Genomic DNA, 15,533 nt, shown 5'->3' with positions numbered 1-15,533 from the left:
GCACATCTTCGCAGTTCGTCACCCGATCCGGTGTGACGTAAACAACCGTTTACTCATCCCGTCCAGGGCCGATAATAAGTCAGCAATCGTTTACTTCTCAAGGTCGAGGACGGCATGACCACTACCGATGACAAACCCCGGGGCGGCGGCCTGCTGGTGCTCTACCTGGCGCTGGGCGGCCTGGCGTTCGCGGTGCTCCAGTCCCTGGTGTCCCCCGCCCTGTCCACGATCGGGCGCGAGCTGCAGGTCTCGACCAGCGACGTCAGCTGGATCGTCACCGCCTACCTGCTGTCGGCGTCGGTGATGACCCCGATCCTGGGCCGGCTCGGCGACATGGTCGGCAAGCGCAAGATGCTGATCATCGTGCTGTCGATCCTGGCGGTCGGCGCGGTCGTCTCGGCGCTCGCCACCAACCTCACCGTGCTGATCATCGGCCGGATCCTGCAGGGCGCCGGCGGCGCGATGATGCCGCTGTCGATCGGCATGATCCGCGACGAGCTGCCCCGCGAGCGGGTCGCCACCACGGTCGGCCTGGTCTCGGCCATCTTCGGCATCGGCGCCGGCATCGGCATCGTGGCGGCCGGCCCGATCGTCGAGCACTTGTCCTGGCACTGGCTGTTCTGGCTGCCGCTGGTCCTGGTGGTGATCGCCCTGTTCGGCGCGATCTTCGGGATGAAGGAGTCGCCGGTCCGCACCCCGGGCAAGCTGGACGTGGTCGGCGCGGCCATCCTGTCGGTCTCGCTGGTATCCCTGCTGATGGCGATCAGCAAGGGCCAGGCGTGGGGCTGGAGCGACCCGGAGACGATCGCCCTGATCGCCCTCGGCGTGGTCGGCCTGGTGGTGTTCGTGCTGGTCGAGCTGCGGGTCAAGGAGCCGCTGATCGACATGCGGCTGATGCGGATCCGCGGCGTGTGGGCCACCGACCTGGTGGCGCTGATCCTCGGCTTCGCGATGTTCGGCACGTTCCTGCTGGTGCCGACACTGCTTCAACTGCCCGAGGCGACCGGGTACGGGTTCGGCAAGACGGTCTCCCAGGCCGGGCTGTTCCTGCTCCCGACCGTGGTGATGATGGTCCTGTTCGGACCGATCTCCGGCATGCTGAACCGGAAGTTCGGCCCGAAGCTGCCGATGTTCCTCGGCGCCGGCCTGGTCGTCGCCGCGTTCGCCCTGCCGGCCGTCGGTCACGGCGCGATCTGGCAGGTGCTGGCCTCCGGCATCCTGACCGGCGCGGGCATCGGCTTCGCGTTCGCCGCGATGTCGAACGCCATCATCGAGGCGGTCCCGCCGTCCCAGACCGGTGAGGCGACGAGCGTCAACGCGATCGCCCGGACCATCGGCTCCAGCATCGGCACGGCGATCGTGGCCGCGGTCATCACCTCGCACACCACCCCGCAGGGGCTGCCGACCGACGACGCGTTCACCTACGGGTTCTGGGTCTGCGCCGGGGTCGCGGTGCTGGCAGTGGTGGCGGCGCTGCTGCTGCCGTCGGCGCACAAGCGGCACGAGCAGGCGGTCGCGGCGGGCGTCACCGACGTCCCGGAGGAGCCGGACGAGATCCACGTGCTGCACCGCAGCAACGCCTGACCTACCCGGCGAAGGCGCAGCAACGCCTGACCTTCTCAGCGAAGGCGCGGCGGCGCCCGACATTCCACAGTGCGATGACGCCGGGACGTTTCGTAACGTCCCGGCGTTACCGTGTGCGGGTGTTCGGTGAACGCCTGCGGGAACTGCGCCTCGTGTCGGGACTGACCCTGGAGGGGCTGGCCGAGTCGTCGGGGGTGAGCGTCCGGGCGATCAGCGACATGGAACGCGGCCTGAGCCGGGCACCCTGGCCGCGTACCGTCAAGGCGCTCGTCACGGCCCTCGGCCACCCGGATGCCGGATCACTGACCGCGCTGGCCCGCCGGTCCCGGCCCGCGGGGCGACGGCGCCCGGCCGGCCCGCCCCGCGCCGACCCGTTCTTCACCGGCCGCCGCGAGCCGCTCGCCCGGATCGCCGCGCACGCCGCGGGCAGCACCCCGGTCGCGGTGGTGCACGGGCCGCCGGGTGTCGGCAAGAGCGCGCTGGCGCTGCGGCTGGCCGAGCAGCACGCGGACCTGTTCCCGGACGGCCGGTTCCATCTGGACCTCGGCGGCGACGGCGAGCCGGCCGGGGTCGCCGCGCTGCAGAACACCCTGCTGCGGGCCCTCGCGGTCAGCCCGCGGCAGATCGCCGCGGACCCCACCGAACGGACCGGGCAGCTGCGGGACGTGCTGCGGCAGCGCCGCTGCCTGATCATCCTGGACGACGCGACCGACGAGGCGCAGGTACGCCCACTGCTGCCCGCCTCCGGCCGCAGCCTCGTCCTGATCACCAGCCGCCGGGCGCTCGGTGGCCTGGAGGCGGTGCTGCGGATCGCGCTCGACCCGTTCACCCCGGCCGAGTCCGCGGAGCTGCTGCGCACGGTGTCCGGGCCGGACCGGGGCACCGACGAGGAGGTGGCGCGGGTCGCCCGGCTCTGCGGTCATCTGCCGCTGGCGCTGCGGATCGCCGGGCGGCCGGGCGACTCGATGGCGGGCCTGGCCACCCGGCTGGCCGACGCCGACCGCCGGCTGAGCGCGCTCGGGGTGGAGACGGCGTTCGCGGTCTCCTACCGGCGGCTTCCGGAGCCGGCACGGCTGCTGTTCCGGCGTACCGCGCATCTGGCTCCCGGTCCGTTCTCGGCGGCCACCGCGGCGGTGCTGGCCGAGTGCGAGCCCGACGACGCCGAGGACGTGCTGGAGGAGCTGGCCAAACGCGGGCTGGTCCGGCCGGACGGCTTCGACCGCTACCGCCTGCACGACCTGCTGCGCCTGTTCGCCGCCGACCGGTTGCGCGCCGAGGAGCCGGCCGAGCTGCGGGCCGCAGTCCGGCAGCGGCTGCACCGGTGGTCGACGGACACCATGGTCGCGGCCGGGCCGTGGTTCACCGCGTACGGCGACCGGGCCCGCTACGTGCAGGCCATGGTCACCCTCGGGGTCCTGCACGAGAGCCGGGGCCGCGGCGCCGCGGCGGTCGCTCAATATCAGCGGGCCCTGGACGAGCTGGACCGGCGCCCGCTGCCGCCCGGCCCGCACCGGATCGCCCGGGTCACCGCGTCGGTCTGCCTGGCCCGGGCGCTCGGCGACTGCGGCCGGTGGGCGGAGGCCCGCAGCACCGCCGAGCAGGCGTGGCCGGCGGCGGCCGGTTCCCCGTTGCGCGGGCAGGCGGCGATGGTGCTCGGGTGGGCGTGCGCGGCCACCGGCGACAGCGTGCGCGCGCAGGCGCTGCTGCGCGAGGCGAGCACGGTTCTGCCTGATGTTCTGCATGGTCTGCCGCAGGCGCCGCTGCTTGGCTGGGAGCAGTAGCGGCTACCGAGGAGAACCCCTATGAGCACGATCGTCCTGGTCCACGGCCTGTGGGTCACCCCGCGCAGCTGGGAGCAGTGGATCCCCTATCTGCAGGCCAAGGGCCACACCGTGGTCGCCCCGGCCTATCCGGGGTTCGACATCGAGGTGGAGGCGCTGCGGGCCGATCCGGACGTGATCGCCCGGCTGACCGTGCCGGAGACGGTCGCCCACCTGGAGAAGATCATCACCGCGCTGCCGGAGAAGCCGATCATCATCGGTCACTCGTTCGGCGGCACCCTGACCCAGCTGCTGCTCGACCGCGGGCACGGCGCGGCCGGCGTGGTGATCGACTCGGCGCCGCCGGAGGGCATCCGGGTGACGCCGCCGTCGCAGCTCAAGTCGCTGTTCCCGATCCTGGGCAAGCCGTCGACGCGGCACGAGGCGGCCGGGTTCACCGCCGAGCAGTTCCACTACGCGTTCACCAACACGTTGCCGGAGGACCAGGCGCGGGCGGTGTACGAGCGGTACGCGATCCCGGCGCCCGGCTCCTGGATCTGGGCGTACGGGCTGATCGCCAACTTCAAGCCCGGCAAGCAGGAGACCTGGGTGGACTTCCACAACGCGGACCGGGCCCCGCTGCTGTTCATCGGCGGCGGCAAGGACCACATCATGCCGCCGAGTGTGAACAAGTCGAACGCCGCCCACTACAAGGCGCCGGGCACGGTCACCGAGTACCACGAGTTCCCGGACCGCTCACACTGGACCTGCGGCGAGCCGGGCTGGGAGACGGTCGCCGACCACGCCCTGGAGTGGGCGCTGCGCCACGCTCACTGAGTGAGGGCCCCGGCGAGCTGGGCTCGCCGGGTCACCCCCAGTTTCGGGTAGATGCGGTAGAGATGTGAGCCGACCGTGCGGTGGGACAGGAACAGGCGCTCGGCGATCTGCCTGTTGGTCAGGCCCTCGGCGGCCAGGCCGGCGATCTGCATCTCCTGCGGGGACAGACTCTCCCGGGCCGAGGACACCCGGCGGCGGCTGCTCTCACCGGCCGCCCGCAGCTCGGTGCGGGCCATCTCGGCCCACGGGACCGCGCCGAGGGTGTCGAAGGTGTCCCGGGCGGCGCGGAGCAGGTCGCGGGCCTCGCCGATCCGGTGCCTACGGCGTTCGGTGCGGCCCCGGTGCAGTTGGAGGCGGGCCCGGTAGAGCGGCCAGCGGGCGGTCTCCGGGCCGATCGGCGCGTCGTCGAGCAGGCTGGCGGCATACTCGGCGGCGATGATCATCATGGGCGAAGGCACCCGGGGCAGCCCCGCGACGAGCGCGCGGGCCTCGTCCACCCGCTGGGCGGCCAGCGCGGCGTCCAGCAGCTCCGGGACCAGCCACCAGCGCATGAAACGGTGATAGGTGGGTGACGCCGGGTCGAACGTGCGCGCCAGTACCGCGTACGCCTCGGTGATCTCCCCGCGGAAGAGATGGACCAGACCGCGGGCCTGGACCCGGGCGATCTGGATGTAGCTCATCCCGGCCGCGAGCGGACTGGTCGCCACCTCGTCGAGCAGCCGTTCCGCCTCGTCCAGGTCACCGCGCATGGCCGCCACCGCGCCGGTGCTGGTCTGCGAGGCGACCGCGTAGAAGACCTCCCCGGTGTCCTGCACCAGGGCGCGTGACTCGGTCAGCTCGGCGCCGGCCTGGTCCCAGCCGCCGAGCCACAGCCGGCCCCAGTTGGCGCTGGTCAGCAGCCGGGCCAGCACCGCCATCCGGCCCTGCGCGCGGGCGTCGGCGACCGCTTCGTCCAGCCACGCGGAGCTGCGGGCGAAGTCGCCGAGCACCAGCGCGGCGCTGCCGAGGAACCGCAGCACGTCCGGTCCGCCGCCGCCGTCGGCCAGCCGTTGCAGCCGGTCCAGGATCTCCGCGCCGCGCTCCTCCGGCACCGTGTAGGCGAGGATCGCCAGTTCCAGCGGGCCGTCGCCGTCGACCAGCGCCGCGATCCGGGCCCGGGCGTCGGCCGCGGCCGGCCCGGTGGCCTGGAAGAAGCAGCGCGACGCCGCCCGCCACAGCAGCTGGGTGCGCAACTCGGCGTCGCCGGCCGCCTCGGCGACATCGATCAGCTCCCGGACCCGCTGCGCCGGGTCGGTGAACCGCTGGAACCGCACCACCTCGTGCACGTTGGCCAGCCGGGCCCGTTCGGCCGGGCCGAGCGCGGACAGGTCGGTCGCGGTGAGCAGCCGCTCCACCTCGTGCCGGGCGCCGATCTCGCTGGCCAGTTCGGCGGCCCGCAACACCAGCGCGGTGCTCTGCCCGGGGAGTTCGGCCAGTTCGGCGGCCCGTTGCAGGGCGGCCACCGCGGACATCGTGGCGCCCCGCTGCCGGGCCTGTTCGGCGTGCCGTTCCAGGTCGGCGGCGAGGTCGGCGTCCGGGCCGAGGGTCGCCGACGCCAGGTGCCACAGCCGCCGGTCCGGGAACGCGGTGAGCCGCGCGGCCAGGCACCGGTGCGCGTCCAGCCGGGCGGCGAGCGGGGCGCGCTGGTAGATCGCCGACCGCACCAGTGGATGCCGGAACCGGAACCCGTTGCCGACCGCCTCGATCAGCCCGGTGTCGATGGCCCGCTGGGCGTGCCGCACCGTCACCGGTTCCCCGGCGGTCTCGGTCGCCGCCTCCAGCAGCCGTCGCGCGTCACACGCCGCGTCCGCGGCCAGGATCAACAGCAGGGCACTCTCCGGTACGCCCAACTCCCCCGCCCGGGCCGCGAACGTCGCCTCCAACCGGCTGTTCAGCGGCCATGCCGCGGTCGGCGCCCCGGCCGGCGCGGGGCTGCGGGGCAGCTCGACCAGGGCCAGCGGATTCCCGGCCGCCTCGGTCAGGAGGCGTTCCCGCACCGCCGGGGACAGTTGCGGGGCGTGCGTGTCGAGCAGGGCCGCCGAGTCGTCGCCGGTGAGCCGGTCCAGCATCAGTTCGGCGATCCCGGACCGGCGTTGCGGGTCGTCCACGGCCACCGTCCGGGTCGCGCCGACGGCCAGCACCGCGTCGCTGCCGACCCGGCGGCCGACGAAGGCGAGCACGTCCGCGCTGGCCGAGTCGAGCCAGTGCAGGTCGTCGATGACCAGGGCGATCGGGCGCCGGGCCGCCGCGTCGGCGATCACCTCCAGGGCGGCCAGGGCCACCGCGTACAGGTCGGGACGGCCCTCGGCCAGGCCGAACGCGGCCCGCAGCACCGGGTTCGCCGGGTTCAGCGGGTAGAGCAGCTGGTGCAGGGCGGCGTACGGCAGGCGCGACTCGTTCTCCACCCCGGCGGCGGTCAGCACCCGCATGTCGCGCTGCCCGGCGGCCTCGGACACCCACTCCAGCAGGGCCGTCTTGCCGATTCCCGGTTCGCCCCGGATCACCAGGGCGCCGCCATGGGCCGACGCCGCCCGCCCGAGGAGCCGATCGAGCAGCGCCACCTCGCCGTCCCGGCCGAACAGTCTCTCCCCCGCGCGCATCCGTGCATCCTGCCAGGCGTCTACCGCAGACTGGTCACACAGTCGTTCGACTCAAGACCGGGCGGGTGACGCACTCCGATGCTGTCCTCTGTGACCGCCGCACCCTTCGCCGCCCTGTTGCACGCCCACCGCCGTGCGGCCCGGATGACCCAGCGGGAGCTGGCCGTGAAATCGGGGGTCAGCGTGCGGGCGATCAGCGACATGGAGCGCGGGTTCAGTTCGGCGCCGCAGTCCCGGACCCTGGACGCGCTCGCCGGCGCGCTGGGGCTGGACACCGCCCGGCGGGCCGCCCTCGCGGCCGCCGCCCGGTCCTCCCGCGACCGCGGCGCCGGGGCGTTGGCGCTCCCCCGTGACCTGCCCGACTTCACCGGCCGGCAGGACGTGCTGGAGCTGCTGACCGCGGGGTTCCGGCCCGGGACGGTCACGCTGGTGCACGGGCCGCCCGGGGTGGGCAAGACGGCGGTGGTGGTGCACGCGGCCGGGCGGTTCGCCGGGCGGGCGTGTTTCGCCGACTGCCGGGGGCTGACCGCGGCGGACGTGGCGGCCCGGGTGGGCCGGGCCGGGGCGCCGTGTGAGCTGCTGGTCCTGGACGACGTGGAGTCGGTGGCGCAGGTGGAGCCGCTGCTGCCCGGCGCCGGCTGCCCGGTGGTGATCACCAGCCGGCGGGCGCTGGAGGGCCTCGGCGGTCTCCGGCGGGTGCCGGTCGGGCCGCTGCCGCCGCCGGACGCGGCCCGGATGCTGGCCGCCGTCACCGGGGTGCCGGAGGCGGATCCGGATCTGCGGCGGGTCGCCGGGTACTGCGAGTTCCTGCCGCTGGCGCTGCGGGCCGCCGGGAACCGCCTGGTCACCCGGCCCGGCTGGACCATCGGGGACCTTGCGGTACGGCTCGCCGACGAGGACCGGCGGCTGGCCCACCTGACCGCCGGGGACCTGTCGGTGCAGCGGGTGCTCGCCGGGGCGTACGCGGCGGCGTCCCCGGCCGAGCGGCAGGCCCTGGTGGCCGGATCATGGCTGTTCAGGAGGATCGCCGGCGACGGGCCCGGCGGACCAGCAGCAGCGTGACGGTCATCGTGGCGGTGCCGGCCACGGTGAGCAGGCCGGCCGCGGAGCCCAGGAAGAGCGCCACGAACGGGCAGGTCAGGAAGATCGTCATGCCGAGCACCGGGATCACCGGGAGACGGACGGCGCCGCTCATCCGCCGGGCGAACTCGGGGTCCTCGGCGGCCAGCCGCTGCTCCAGCTCCTCCAGAGCACGGCGGTCCCGCTCTTCGAGCATGCGATACCTCCCCCATACCCGAAATTCACGATAAAAGCTGATCTGACCCGAATTACTGCGCTAGAAGCCTATAACGGAGAGTGAGCAGTAAGTCTCCATATGTGAAGCAGAGGTGCTGAGCGCATGACCACCACCGCACCGAGGCCGGTACCGGTCCGCCCCCATCCGGTCCGCCGGCAGGTGAAGGGCACCGCCCTGGCCCGGATACTGCGGACCACCGACGCGAAACAGATCGGGATCATGTACCTGATCACGTCGATCGCGTTCTACATCGTCGGTGGCGTCATGGCCCTGATCATGCGCGCGGAGCTGGCCCGGCCGGGCATGCAGATCCTGTCGCCGGAGCAGTTCAACCAGCTGTTCACCATGCACGGCACGGCGATGCTGCTGTTCTTCGCCACCCCGATCGTGTTCGCGTTCGCCAACTACATCGTGCCGATCCAGATCGGCGCGCCGGACGTGGCGTTCCCGCGGCTGAACGCGTTCGCGTACTGGCTGTACCTGTTCGGCACGCTGACCGCGATGAGCGGCTTCATCATGCCCGGCGGCGCCGCCGACTTCGGCTGGTTCGCCTACTCGCCGCTGAGCGACAGCCTGCACTCCCCCGGCATCGGCGGGAACGCCTGGGTGGTCGGCCTGGCCATCGGTGGTCTCGGCTCGATCCTCGGCGCGGTCAACCTGATCACCACCATCCTGACCCTGCGGGCGCCCGGCATGACCATGTTCCGGATGCCGATCCTCACCTGGAACATGCTGGTCACCAGCCTCCTGGTGATCCTGATCTTCCCGTTCCTGGCGGCCGCGCTGTTCGCGCTGGCCGCCGACCGGGTGCTCGGCGCCCAGGTCTTCAACGTGGAGACCGGCGGGCCGATGCTCTGGCAGCACCTGTTCTGGTTCTTCGGCCATCCCGAGGTGTACGTCATCGCGCTGCCGTTCTTCGGCATCATCACCGAGGTCGTCCCGGTCTTCAGCCGCAAGCCGGTCTTCGGGTACAAGGGCCTGGTCGCGGCCACCCTGCTGATCGGCGCCCTGTCGATGAGCGTGTGGGCCCACCACCTGTTCGTCACCGGACAGGTGCTGCTGCCGTTCTTCAGCTTCCTCAGCTTCATGATCGCCGTACCGACCGGGATGAAGTTCTTCGTCTGGATCGGCACCATGTGGCGCGGGCAGATCAGTTTCGAGTCACCGATGCTGTGGGCCGTCGGGTTCATGGTGACGTTCCTGTTCGGCGGGCTGTCCGGGGTGCTGCTCGCGGCCCCGCCGATCGACTTCCACGTCTCCGACTCGTACTTCGTCATCGCGCACTTCCACTACGTGCTGTTCGGGACGATCGTGTTCGCGGTCTTCTCCGGCGTCTACTTCTGGTTCCCGAAGATGTTCGGCCGGATGCTCGACGAGCGGCTCGCCAAGCTGCACTTCTGGCTCACCATGATCGGCTTCCACGGCACGTTCCTGGTGCAGCACTGGGTCGGCGCCAAGGGCATGCCCCGGCGGTACATCGACTACCTGCCCAGTGACGGCTTCACCCTGTGGAACACCATCTCCAGCATCGGCTCGTTCATCCTCGGGATCGCGACGCTGCCGTTCCTCTACAACGTGTGGCGGTCGTACAAGGTCGGCAAGGTCACCAGCGAACCCGACCCGTGGGGCTACGGCAACTCCCTGGAATGGGCCACCACCACCCCGCCGCCGCTGCGCAACTTCGACCACATGCCGCGGATCCGCTCCGAGCGGCCCGCCTTCGACGTGAAGTTCCCGCACCTGGCCGCCGGGGAGCAGTCGCTGGCCGGCCCGCCGGAGGGTGGCGCCCGGCCGCTCCGTAAGGAGTCCGACGGGGGTGCCACCTATCAGGAGGACATCGCCTCCGACAAGGACCGCAAGAAGAAGCGCTAGAGCGTCAGGGTCGCGCCGGTCAGGGTGAGATACCACTCGGAGTCGGTGAAACCCGGCCCGGTCTCCGGGCCGATGTAGGCGTCGATGTGCCGGGAGCCGCCGAGCCCCGGAGTGAACTCGTCACCGATGTGCCAGGCCGCCTCGCGCAGCCTGGCACAGACGTTCTCCGGGGGTACGGACCCGTCGTCCTGGCGGCCGCAGTCCGCGATCCGGAAGTCGGTGCCCGGGGCCAGCACGCCGGTGTCGGCGGCCGCGGTGACGAACGGCCGCAGCGTCCCGCCGTCGCTGGCCCGGGCCACGTCGTCGAGCCAGTAGCCGACGTCGTACGACCAGTTCAGGTACCGTCCCGCCGTGGTCAGCCCGGTCCCCTCGTCCTTGACCGCCCGCACGAAGCCCTCGGGGTACGACCCCAGGTCGTCGTCCCCGTGCGAGCAGTCCAGCACCAGGCAGCCGGTGACCGGGACGGCCGCCTCGTCGTGGTACTCCTCGACCGCCGTGTAGTAGACGGTGATCTCCCAGTCCGTGCTGCTCCGGGCCGGCGCCGGCGGCGTCACCGGTTCACCGGCCGCCGTGCCGCACCCCGCCACCAGCGCCAGAACCACCAGCCCCCGACTACGCATCCGTCGAGCATCCCAAGATCATGCGCCGGCCGGCCGGCCTTCGACCGGATCGGGTGGTGGACCGGCCGGAGCGGTCCCGCGCCGGTAAGCTCGCGGGGCGCTGGAACGAGGGACGGGGGCGGCGATGAGTTCGTGGGGCGAACAGGGACAACCCCCGGCCGGCTCCTACCCGCCGTTCGACAGGTGCCGCCGGTGCGGCGGGCGCGAGAGTGACGTGTGGGCCGGCCACCAGGGCACCTGGCGGCTGTGGCAGCTGGCCTGGACCCCGCGCGGGCAGGTCTGGCAGTGCGTCAGGTGTTTCGCCGTCGCCGACCTGGACGACTCGGCGTACGACTTCGACCCCCGGGTGCCGCCGGCCGGCCGGGACCAGGGCCTGGCCGCGATCCGGGTGCTGCAGCGGATCATCCTGGGGCTGCGGCACAGCCAGGAGGGCCCGGTCGACCCGGAGGACCTGTACGAGCTGTGCCGGCCCTACTTCCACAGCGGCTGGTGTGTCCGGGACGTGATCCACGCCCTGAACCAGACCCCGGAGGGCACCCCGCACCCGGACACCGGCTGGGCCGACCGGCTGCCCCGCAAACAGCTGCTCTACCGGGTGCTGCGGCGCCTGCGGGAGTGGCGCTGGGCCGACCGGGACCAGGACGACGACATCATGCCGGGCGGGTGGGCCGAGATGCGCCGGGCCATGCAGGCGCTGGCCGAGCGGCAGCAGAACCACGCCAAGGCCCGGGACGAGGGCTGGGCGCAGCGGCTCCGCGAGTCGCAGGCCGGTCCCGGTCTAGGCCGGGAGGAGGCCCGCCGGGCGGCCCGGGCGGCGACGGCGCAGCAACGGGTGGTCCGCGCGCAGAGTGAGCGGCAGGAGCGGGCCGAGCAGGCCCGGACCGCCCAGCAGGCCCGCGACCAGCGGCAGGATCAGCTCACCGGGCTCGCCGATCTGGACCGCCGGCTGACCGATGACGACCGATGGTGACGGCCTACCCACTTTTGCGTGACGAAAGCAGTGGTTAGGGTTCCGGAATGGATAGTCCCCGATCCTTCCCCGACCAGATCGCCGACCGGGCCGCCGAGGCGACCCACGACGCCGAGACGCGGGACGCGGTACGCCGGGCGGTGCTCGCCGCGTTCGGATGCTCCTGCGCGGCCCCGGCCGGCGCCGGCCGATGTCCGGTGCACGGCGGGGATCGCCGGGAGGACGAGGGCGAGCCGGTGCTCACCTCCCGGGCCGATTCCTGGGAGGACGACCCGTACTTCGACTTCACGAAGCTGGAGCGCCGCGACGGGGTGCAGGACAACCTGCGCGGCGCCACCGAGTTCACCCGGGCGCTGCGCACCGACCTGGCCGCCGCCCTGCGCCGGGGCCGCCCGGCCGAGGACCACCTGGAGCAGGCCGTCGGTCACGCCGACTTCAACGGTGGCCTGACCGCCGGCGAGCTGGACGCGGCGGAGACGGCGCTGGCCGCGCTCGGTTACTCCCTGGACCTGCTGTACTACGCCAGCAACCACGTCGGCGACCGCCGGCCCACCTGACCGGGCGGATCGTCGACGAGGGTGCCGGGCCGGTGCTCACCGCCGGGATCCACAAGGTGGAGACCGGTGCCGTCCGGCCGTACCTGATGGGGTTCCCGGCGGTGTTCCTGCCCGTCTGCGCGCTCGCCCCGTGGCTGTTCGAGGACGAGGCCTACGGCAAGGCCGACGACTGGCTCAGCCGGCGTTGACCACGTGCTCGACGGCCTCGGTGTAACCGGCCGCGGCCGGAGCCGCGCCGGGCGCGTAGATCACCCGGATCGTGCCGGTCGGGAAGACCTCGGTGCGGACCACGGTCAGGTGGTAGGGGCCGTCGCCGTCGGCGAACAACCGGCGGCCCTTCCCGACCGCGACCGGATGGATCAGCAGCCGCAACTCGTCGACCAGACCGGCGGCGAGCAGCTCCTGGACCACCCCGAGCGAGCCCGGGATCAGGATGCCCTTGACCGCCGGGTCGGCCTTGAGCGCGGTCACCGCCGGAACCAGGTCGCCGTCGATCAGCTCGCTGTTGCGCCAGGTGAACGTCAGGTCCGGCTGCCGGGAGACGACGACCTTGCGCAGGTCGCCGATCTGCTTGGCGAACGGCGCGTCCTCGCCGCCGGCGGCCTCCCGGTCCGGCCAGGCGCCGGCGAAGCTGTCGTACGTCCCCCGGCTGATCAGCAGCACGTCGGCGGTGTCGTAGTCCTCCGCGACGGACCGGCCCATGTTCTCGTCGAAGTAGGGGAAGTGCCATTCCGGGTCGATCTCGGCGACCCCGTCGGCGGAGATGAACAGTGTGGAGACGACCTTCGCCATGATGGTCTTTCCCTTCGGATGTCGGTGTCTTCCAGGGGTGGACCACCGGAGCGTCGCAGATTCATCGGTATGACGCGTATTTATTCGCCGAGAGCCGCCGTCAGGTCGATCTCGATCAGCTGGCCCCGGTACCCGAGGGAGGCCACCCCGAGCAGGGTGCTGGCACTGGTGAACGCCTCGGCCAGCGGAGACTCCATCAGCTGGTCCCAGACCGCGGCGAGCACCGTGCTCTCCGGGCTGACCACGTAGACGATCGAGCGGACCACGTCACCGGGCTTCGCACCGGCCGCCTCCAGCACGGCCAGGCAGTTGGTGATCACCTGGGCGGTCTGCGCGTGGTGGTCGCCGGGCAGGCCGACGACCTCACCGGACAGGTCGAGCGGGCACTGGCCGGCCAGGTGGGCGAGCCGGCCGGCCGACGAGATCGTCACGTGGCTGTAGCCGGACGGTTCGTGCACGGTCGCCGGGTTGAACTTGTCGATCACGGGCGTCTCCTCCGGATTGTCGGACGATAGCCCACGAGCCTAGTCAGCAAACCGGCCGCCGGGGTGCCCGCCGGAGCACGCGGCGGTTCCTCGACACGGACCCCGGGCGGGATCCGGGCATCGATCCCGGTGACCGCCCGGTGGCCGTCGCGGTACAGCTCCGGCTCGACGTGCACGACCGTCGCGTCGGTGCCGATCAACTGCCGCGCGCCGTCCGGCCAGGCGCGGTACAGGGCGCAGGCGTCGAAGCGGACGGTCAGCGGGCGGTCGCCGGCCACGACGCTGACCCCGTCGGCGCCGGCGATCAACCGGGCGTCCCGACGGCCGCGCGCCGGGTGGACCGTGCCGGTGACCGCTTCGCCGGAGAAGAGCGGCGCGGTCACGTATCCGGTATGGCGCGCGTGGCTCCCCTCCGGGACCATCAGGAGCCCCTTGGCGTACGCCGTCCGCGCGACCGCCACCACCTCGGCGGCCGTGACCGCGGCGATCTCCGCGGCCTCCTCGCCGGGCTGCCGGAGCGGGAGCCCGGCGAGCCGGTTCCGCGCCTGTTCGCCGAGGTCCGGGCGGATGACCTCGCTCGTGACCAGAGCCAGATCGCCCTGGTCCACCCGGCCCGCACCGAACCCGGCCAGTACGTCGATCATGCTCTCCAGGGTGTCCTCGGGAGGGCCCGCCACCTCCGCGGTGATCATGGCCGTGCCCGCTCCCCACCGGCGCATTCCGGCGGCGGACCGCAGGTGACGGCGCATCGCGCGGTCCAGCAGGGCGGCCAGGACCACCGCGGCCGGGCCGCGGGGCACCAGCGTGCTCCAGGCGGTGGTGCCCGGCGGGCCGTTGAACCAGGCCGGGGTCACCGGGAGTACCGAGGTCAGCTCCGGGACGGGACGGCGCTCGCCCGGCGGCAGGGGCAGCCGCAGACCGGTGGGCATCTCCCGGCCGGTCACCCACAGCACCGCATTGTCCCTGGTGAAGTAGCGGGCCGCCCAGCTCTGGAGATCGTCTGCGGTGATCGCGCCGAGGCCCGGCTCGGCGAAACCGGTGACACCGTGCCCGACGGCGCCGTGCCGCCACAGGGCCAGCCGGTCACGCGCCGTGATGTCACGGGTGGCGGCCAGGGTGCGCAGGCGGTCCCGTTCGGCCGTCCACCGGTGCGGCGGCGGTTCGTGCAGCGCCTCGCACACACCGCGGAGGGACGTGCGCAGATTCCCGCGTACCGGAAAAGTGGTGTGCTCGGTCCCGGCCTCGACCTGGGCGCTCGCGAGACGCCCGAGCAAATGGGTGCGGCCCGCCCTGGCCAGGGGCTCGTCGGCGGCGCCGGCCCGGAAGACCAGCCCGGCGCGCGGCGGCCCGGCGGAGAGGGCGAACAGCACCGGAACGCCGTCGACCTCGTGCTGCTGGATCATGGTGCTCCCCGGTCGAATCGGGCTCTCTGCACCCCTGCTCCGACAGGTAATACCTTATTCGCCGAGATCACCGGGAGGCACTGCGCCGGGTCGGGCGACTTTTCCCGGTTCCGGTGTCAACCGGCCGGCGGCCCGGGCCCGTCCCAGTCGTGAATCACCTGACAGGGAGGAACCGCCACGATGCGGGAAGGCTCGGACGACGAGTACACCGAGTACGTCACGGCACGGATCCCCGCACTCCGGCGCCTCGCCTACCTGCTGACCGGCGACGGCCACCGCGCCGACGACCTGGTGCAGCAGACCATCACGACGCTGTACGTGAAATGGTCCCGGGCCCGGGACGCGGACCATGTCGACGCGTACGTCCGGCAGATGCTCGTCCGCACCTACCTCGACGAACGCCGCCTCGCCTGGGCCCGGGTCCGCCTGCTGTGGGAGACCCCGGAACCGGCGCCGGCCACCGACGACGGCAGGGAGGACCGCGAGCTGGTACGGGCGGCGCTCGGTCGCGTCTCCCGGCGCCAGCAGGCGGTGCTGGTGCTGCGCTTCTACTACGACCTGCCGGTGGACGAGGTGGCCGCGCTGATCGGCTGCTCCCCCGGAACCGTCAAGACCCAGACCTCGCGCGGGCTGGCCGCCCTCCGGCGCCTGCTCGGCCCCTCTCTCGAGGACTTCCCGCTCTCCGCGGCCCGACTTCCCGCGGCTTCTTCCTAAGGA

At 72.6% G+C, this 15,533-nt stretch carries 15 protein-coding genes; 9 read left to right on the top strand and 6 right to left on the bottom strand.

Annotation, left to right across the window (positions count from 1 at the left end; all coding sequences use genetic code 11):
- Positions 1 to 114: 114 nt before the first annotated feature.
- The 3 genes from Aco03nite_RS04725 (at position 115) to Aco03nite_RS04715 (ending at position 4,181) form a co-directional block, all read left to right on the top strand.
- Complete coding sequence (locus tag Aco03nite_RS04725) at positions 115 to 1,584, top strand: MFS transporter (protein WP_203793349.1); 1,470 nt, start codon at positions 115 to 117, stop codon at positions 1,582 to 1,584.
- 119 nt (positions 1,585 to 1,703) lie between these two features.
- Positions 1,704 to 3,365: a helix-turn-helix domain-containing protein gene (locus Aco03nite_RS04720; protein ID WP_203793348.1), complete on the top strand. Its 1,662-nt coding sequence runs from the start codon at positions 1,704 to 1,706 to the stop codon at positions 3,363 to 3,365.
- A 21-nt stretch (positions 3,366 to 3,386) separates the two neighbouring features.
- On the top strand, positions 3,387 to 4,181 hold the full coding sequence (locus Aco03nite_RS04715) for an alpha/beta hydrolase (RefSeq protein WP_203793347.1): 795 nt from the start codon (positions 3,387 to 3,389) through the stop codon (positions 4,179 to 4,181).
- On the opposite strand, the gene Aco03nite_RS04710 is transcribed toward Aco03nite_RS04715, so the two are convergent.
- Entirely contained in the window at positions 4,175 to 6,820 is a 2,646-nt protein-coding gene (locus Aco03nite_RS04710) for an ATP-binding protein (protein WP_203793346.1), read from the bottom strand. The two genes, Aco03nite_RS04715 and Aco03nite_RS04710, sit on opposite strands and share 7 nt — an antisense overlap.
- Positions 6,821 to 6,910: 90 nt before the next feature.
- Here Aco03nite_RS04710 and Aco03nite_RS04705 point away from each other — a divergent pair, with 90 nt between their 5' ends.
- Positions 6,911 to 7,882 (top strand): helix-turn-helix domain-containing protein, encoded by a 972-nt coding sequence (locus Aco03nite_RS04705; protein WP_203793345.1) that lies wholly within the window; start codon positions 6,911 to 6,913, stop codon positions 7,880 to 7,882.
- Here the strand turns inward: Aco03nite_RS04705 and Aco03nite_RS04700 are convergent.
- A complete protein-coding gene (locus Aco03nite_RS04700) occupies positions 7,836 to 8,096 on the bottom strand; it encodes a DUF3040 domain-containing protein (RefSeq protein WP_203793344.1) in 261 nt (86 codons plus the stop codon). The genes Aco03nite_RS04705 and Aco03nite_RS04700 overlap by 47 nt on opposite strands.
- 123 nt (positions 8,097 to 8,219) lie before the next feature.
- Between Aco03nite_RS04700 and ctaD the strand changes: the two genes are divergently transcribed.
- Positions 8,220 to 9,989 carry an aa3-type cytochrome oxidase subunit I gene (gene ctaD / locus Aco03nite_RS04695; protein WP_203793343.1) on the top strand — a complete coding sequence of 590 codons (1,770 nt, stop codon included), beginning with the start codon at positions 8,220 to 8,222 and terminating at the stop codon, positions 9,987 to 9,989.
- Here ctaD and Aco03nite_RS04690 read toward each other — a convergent pair.
- Entirely contained in the window at positions 9,986 to 10,609 is a 624-nt protein-coding gene (locus Aco03nite_RS04690) for a hypothetical protein (RefSeq protein WP_203793342.1), read from the bottom strand. The two genes, ctaD and Aco03nite_RS04690, sit on opposite strands and share 4 nt — an antisense overlap.
- 124 nt (positions 10,610 to 10,733) lie before the next feature.
- On the opposite strand from Aco03nite_RS04690, the gene Aco03nite_RS04685 reads away from it, so the two are divergent.
- The 3 genes from Aco03nite_RS04685 to Aco03nite_RS04675 are packed head-to-tail and all read left to right on the top strand — an operon-like array spanning position 10,734 to position 12,324.
- The gene (locus Aco03nite_RS04685; protein WP_203793341.1) at positions 10,734 to 11,579 is read left to right on the top strand and encodes a hypothetical protein; all 846 of its coding nucleotides are present in this window, start codon (positions 10,734 to 10,736) and stop codon (positions 11,577 to 11,579) included.
- 47 nt (positions 11,580 to 11,626) lie between these two features.
- Complete coding sequence (locus Aco03nite_RS04680; protein ID WP_203793340.1) at positions 11,627 to 12,136, top strand: hypothetical protein; 510 nt, start codon at positions 11,627 to 11,629, stop codon at positions 12,134 to 12,136.
- 32 nt (positions 12,137 to 12,168) lie between these two features.
- Complete coding sequence (locus tag Aco03nite_RS04675) at positions 12,169 to 12,324, top strand: hypothetical protein (protein ID WP_203793339.1); 156 nt, start codon at positions 12,169 to 12,171, stop codon at positions 12,322 to 12,324.
- On the opposite strand, the gene Aco03nite_RS04670 is transcribed toward Aco03nite_RS04675, so the two are convergent.
- The 3 genes from Aco03nite_RS04670 to Aco03nite_RS04660 all read right to left on the bottom strand — a co-directional run bounded on the left by Aco03nite_RS04670 (position 12,311) and on the right by Aco03nite_RS04660 (position 14,816).
- Positions 12,311 to 12,928 carry a dihydrofolate reductase family protein gene (locus Aco03nite_RS04670; protein ID WP_203793338.1) on the bottom strand — a complete coding sequence of 206 codons (618 nt, stop codon included), beginning with the start codon at positions 12,926 to 12,928 and terminating at the stop codon, positions 12,311 to 12,313. The genes Aco03nite_RS04675 and Aco03nite_RS04670 overlap by 14 nt on opposite strands.
- A gap of 80 nt (positions 12,929 to 13,008) precedes the next feature.
- On the bottom strand, positions 13,009 to 13,413 hold the full coding sequence (locus Aco03nite_RS04665) for a RidA family protein (RefSeq protein WP_203793337.1): 405 nt from the start codon (positions 13,411 to 13,413) through the stop codon (positions 13,009 to 13,011).
- The gene (locus tag Aco03nite_RS04660) at positions 13,410 to 14,816 is read right to left on the bottom strand and encodes a peptidase M16 family protein (RefSeq protein WP_203793336.1); all 1,407 of its coding nucleotides are present in this window, start codon (positions 14,814 to 14,816) and stop codon (positions 13,410 to 13,412) included. Before Aco03nite_RS04660 ends, Aco03nite_RS04665 begins: the two co-directional genes overlap by 4 nt.
- A 180-nt stretch (positions 14,817 to 14,996) precedes the next feature.
- Here Aco03nite_RS04660 and Aco03nite_RS04655 point away from each other — a divergent pair, with 180 nt between their 5' ends.
- Positions 14,997 to 15,530, top strand: coding sequence for a SigE family RNA polymerase sigma factor (locus Aco03nite_RS04655; protein ID WP_203793335.1), 534 nt, complete (start codon positions 14,997 to 14,999; stop codon positions 15,528 to 15,530).
- Positions 15,531 to 15,533: the final 3 nt, after the last annotated feature.

The organism is Actinoplanes couchii, from assembly GCF_016862075.1.
Lineage (GTDB): Bacteria > Actinomycetota > Actinomycetes > Mycobacteriales > Micromonosporaceae > Actinoplanes > Actinoplanes couchii.
The sequence above is the reverse complement of the archived record's forward strand: the minus strand, read 5'-3'. Positions and strand labels throughout refer to the sequence as shown.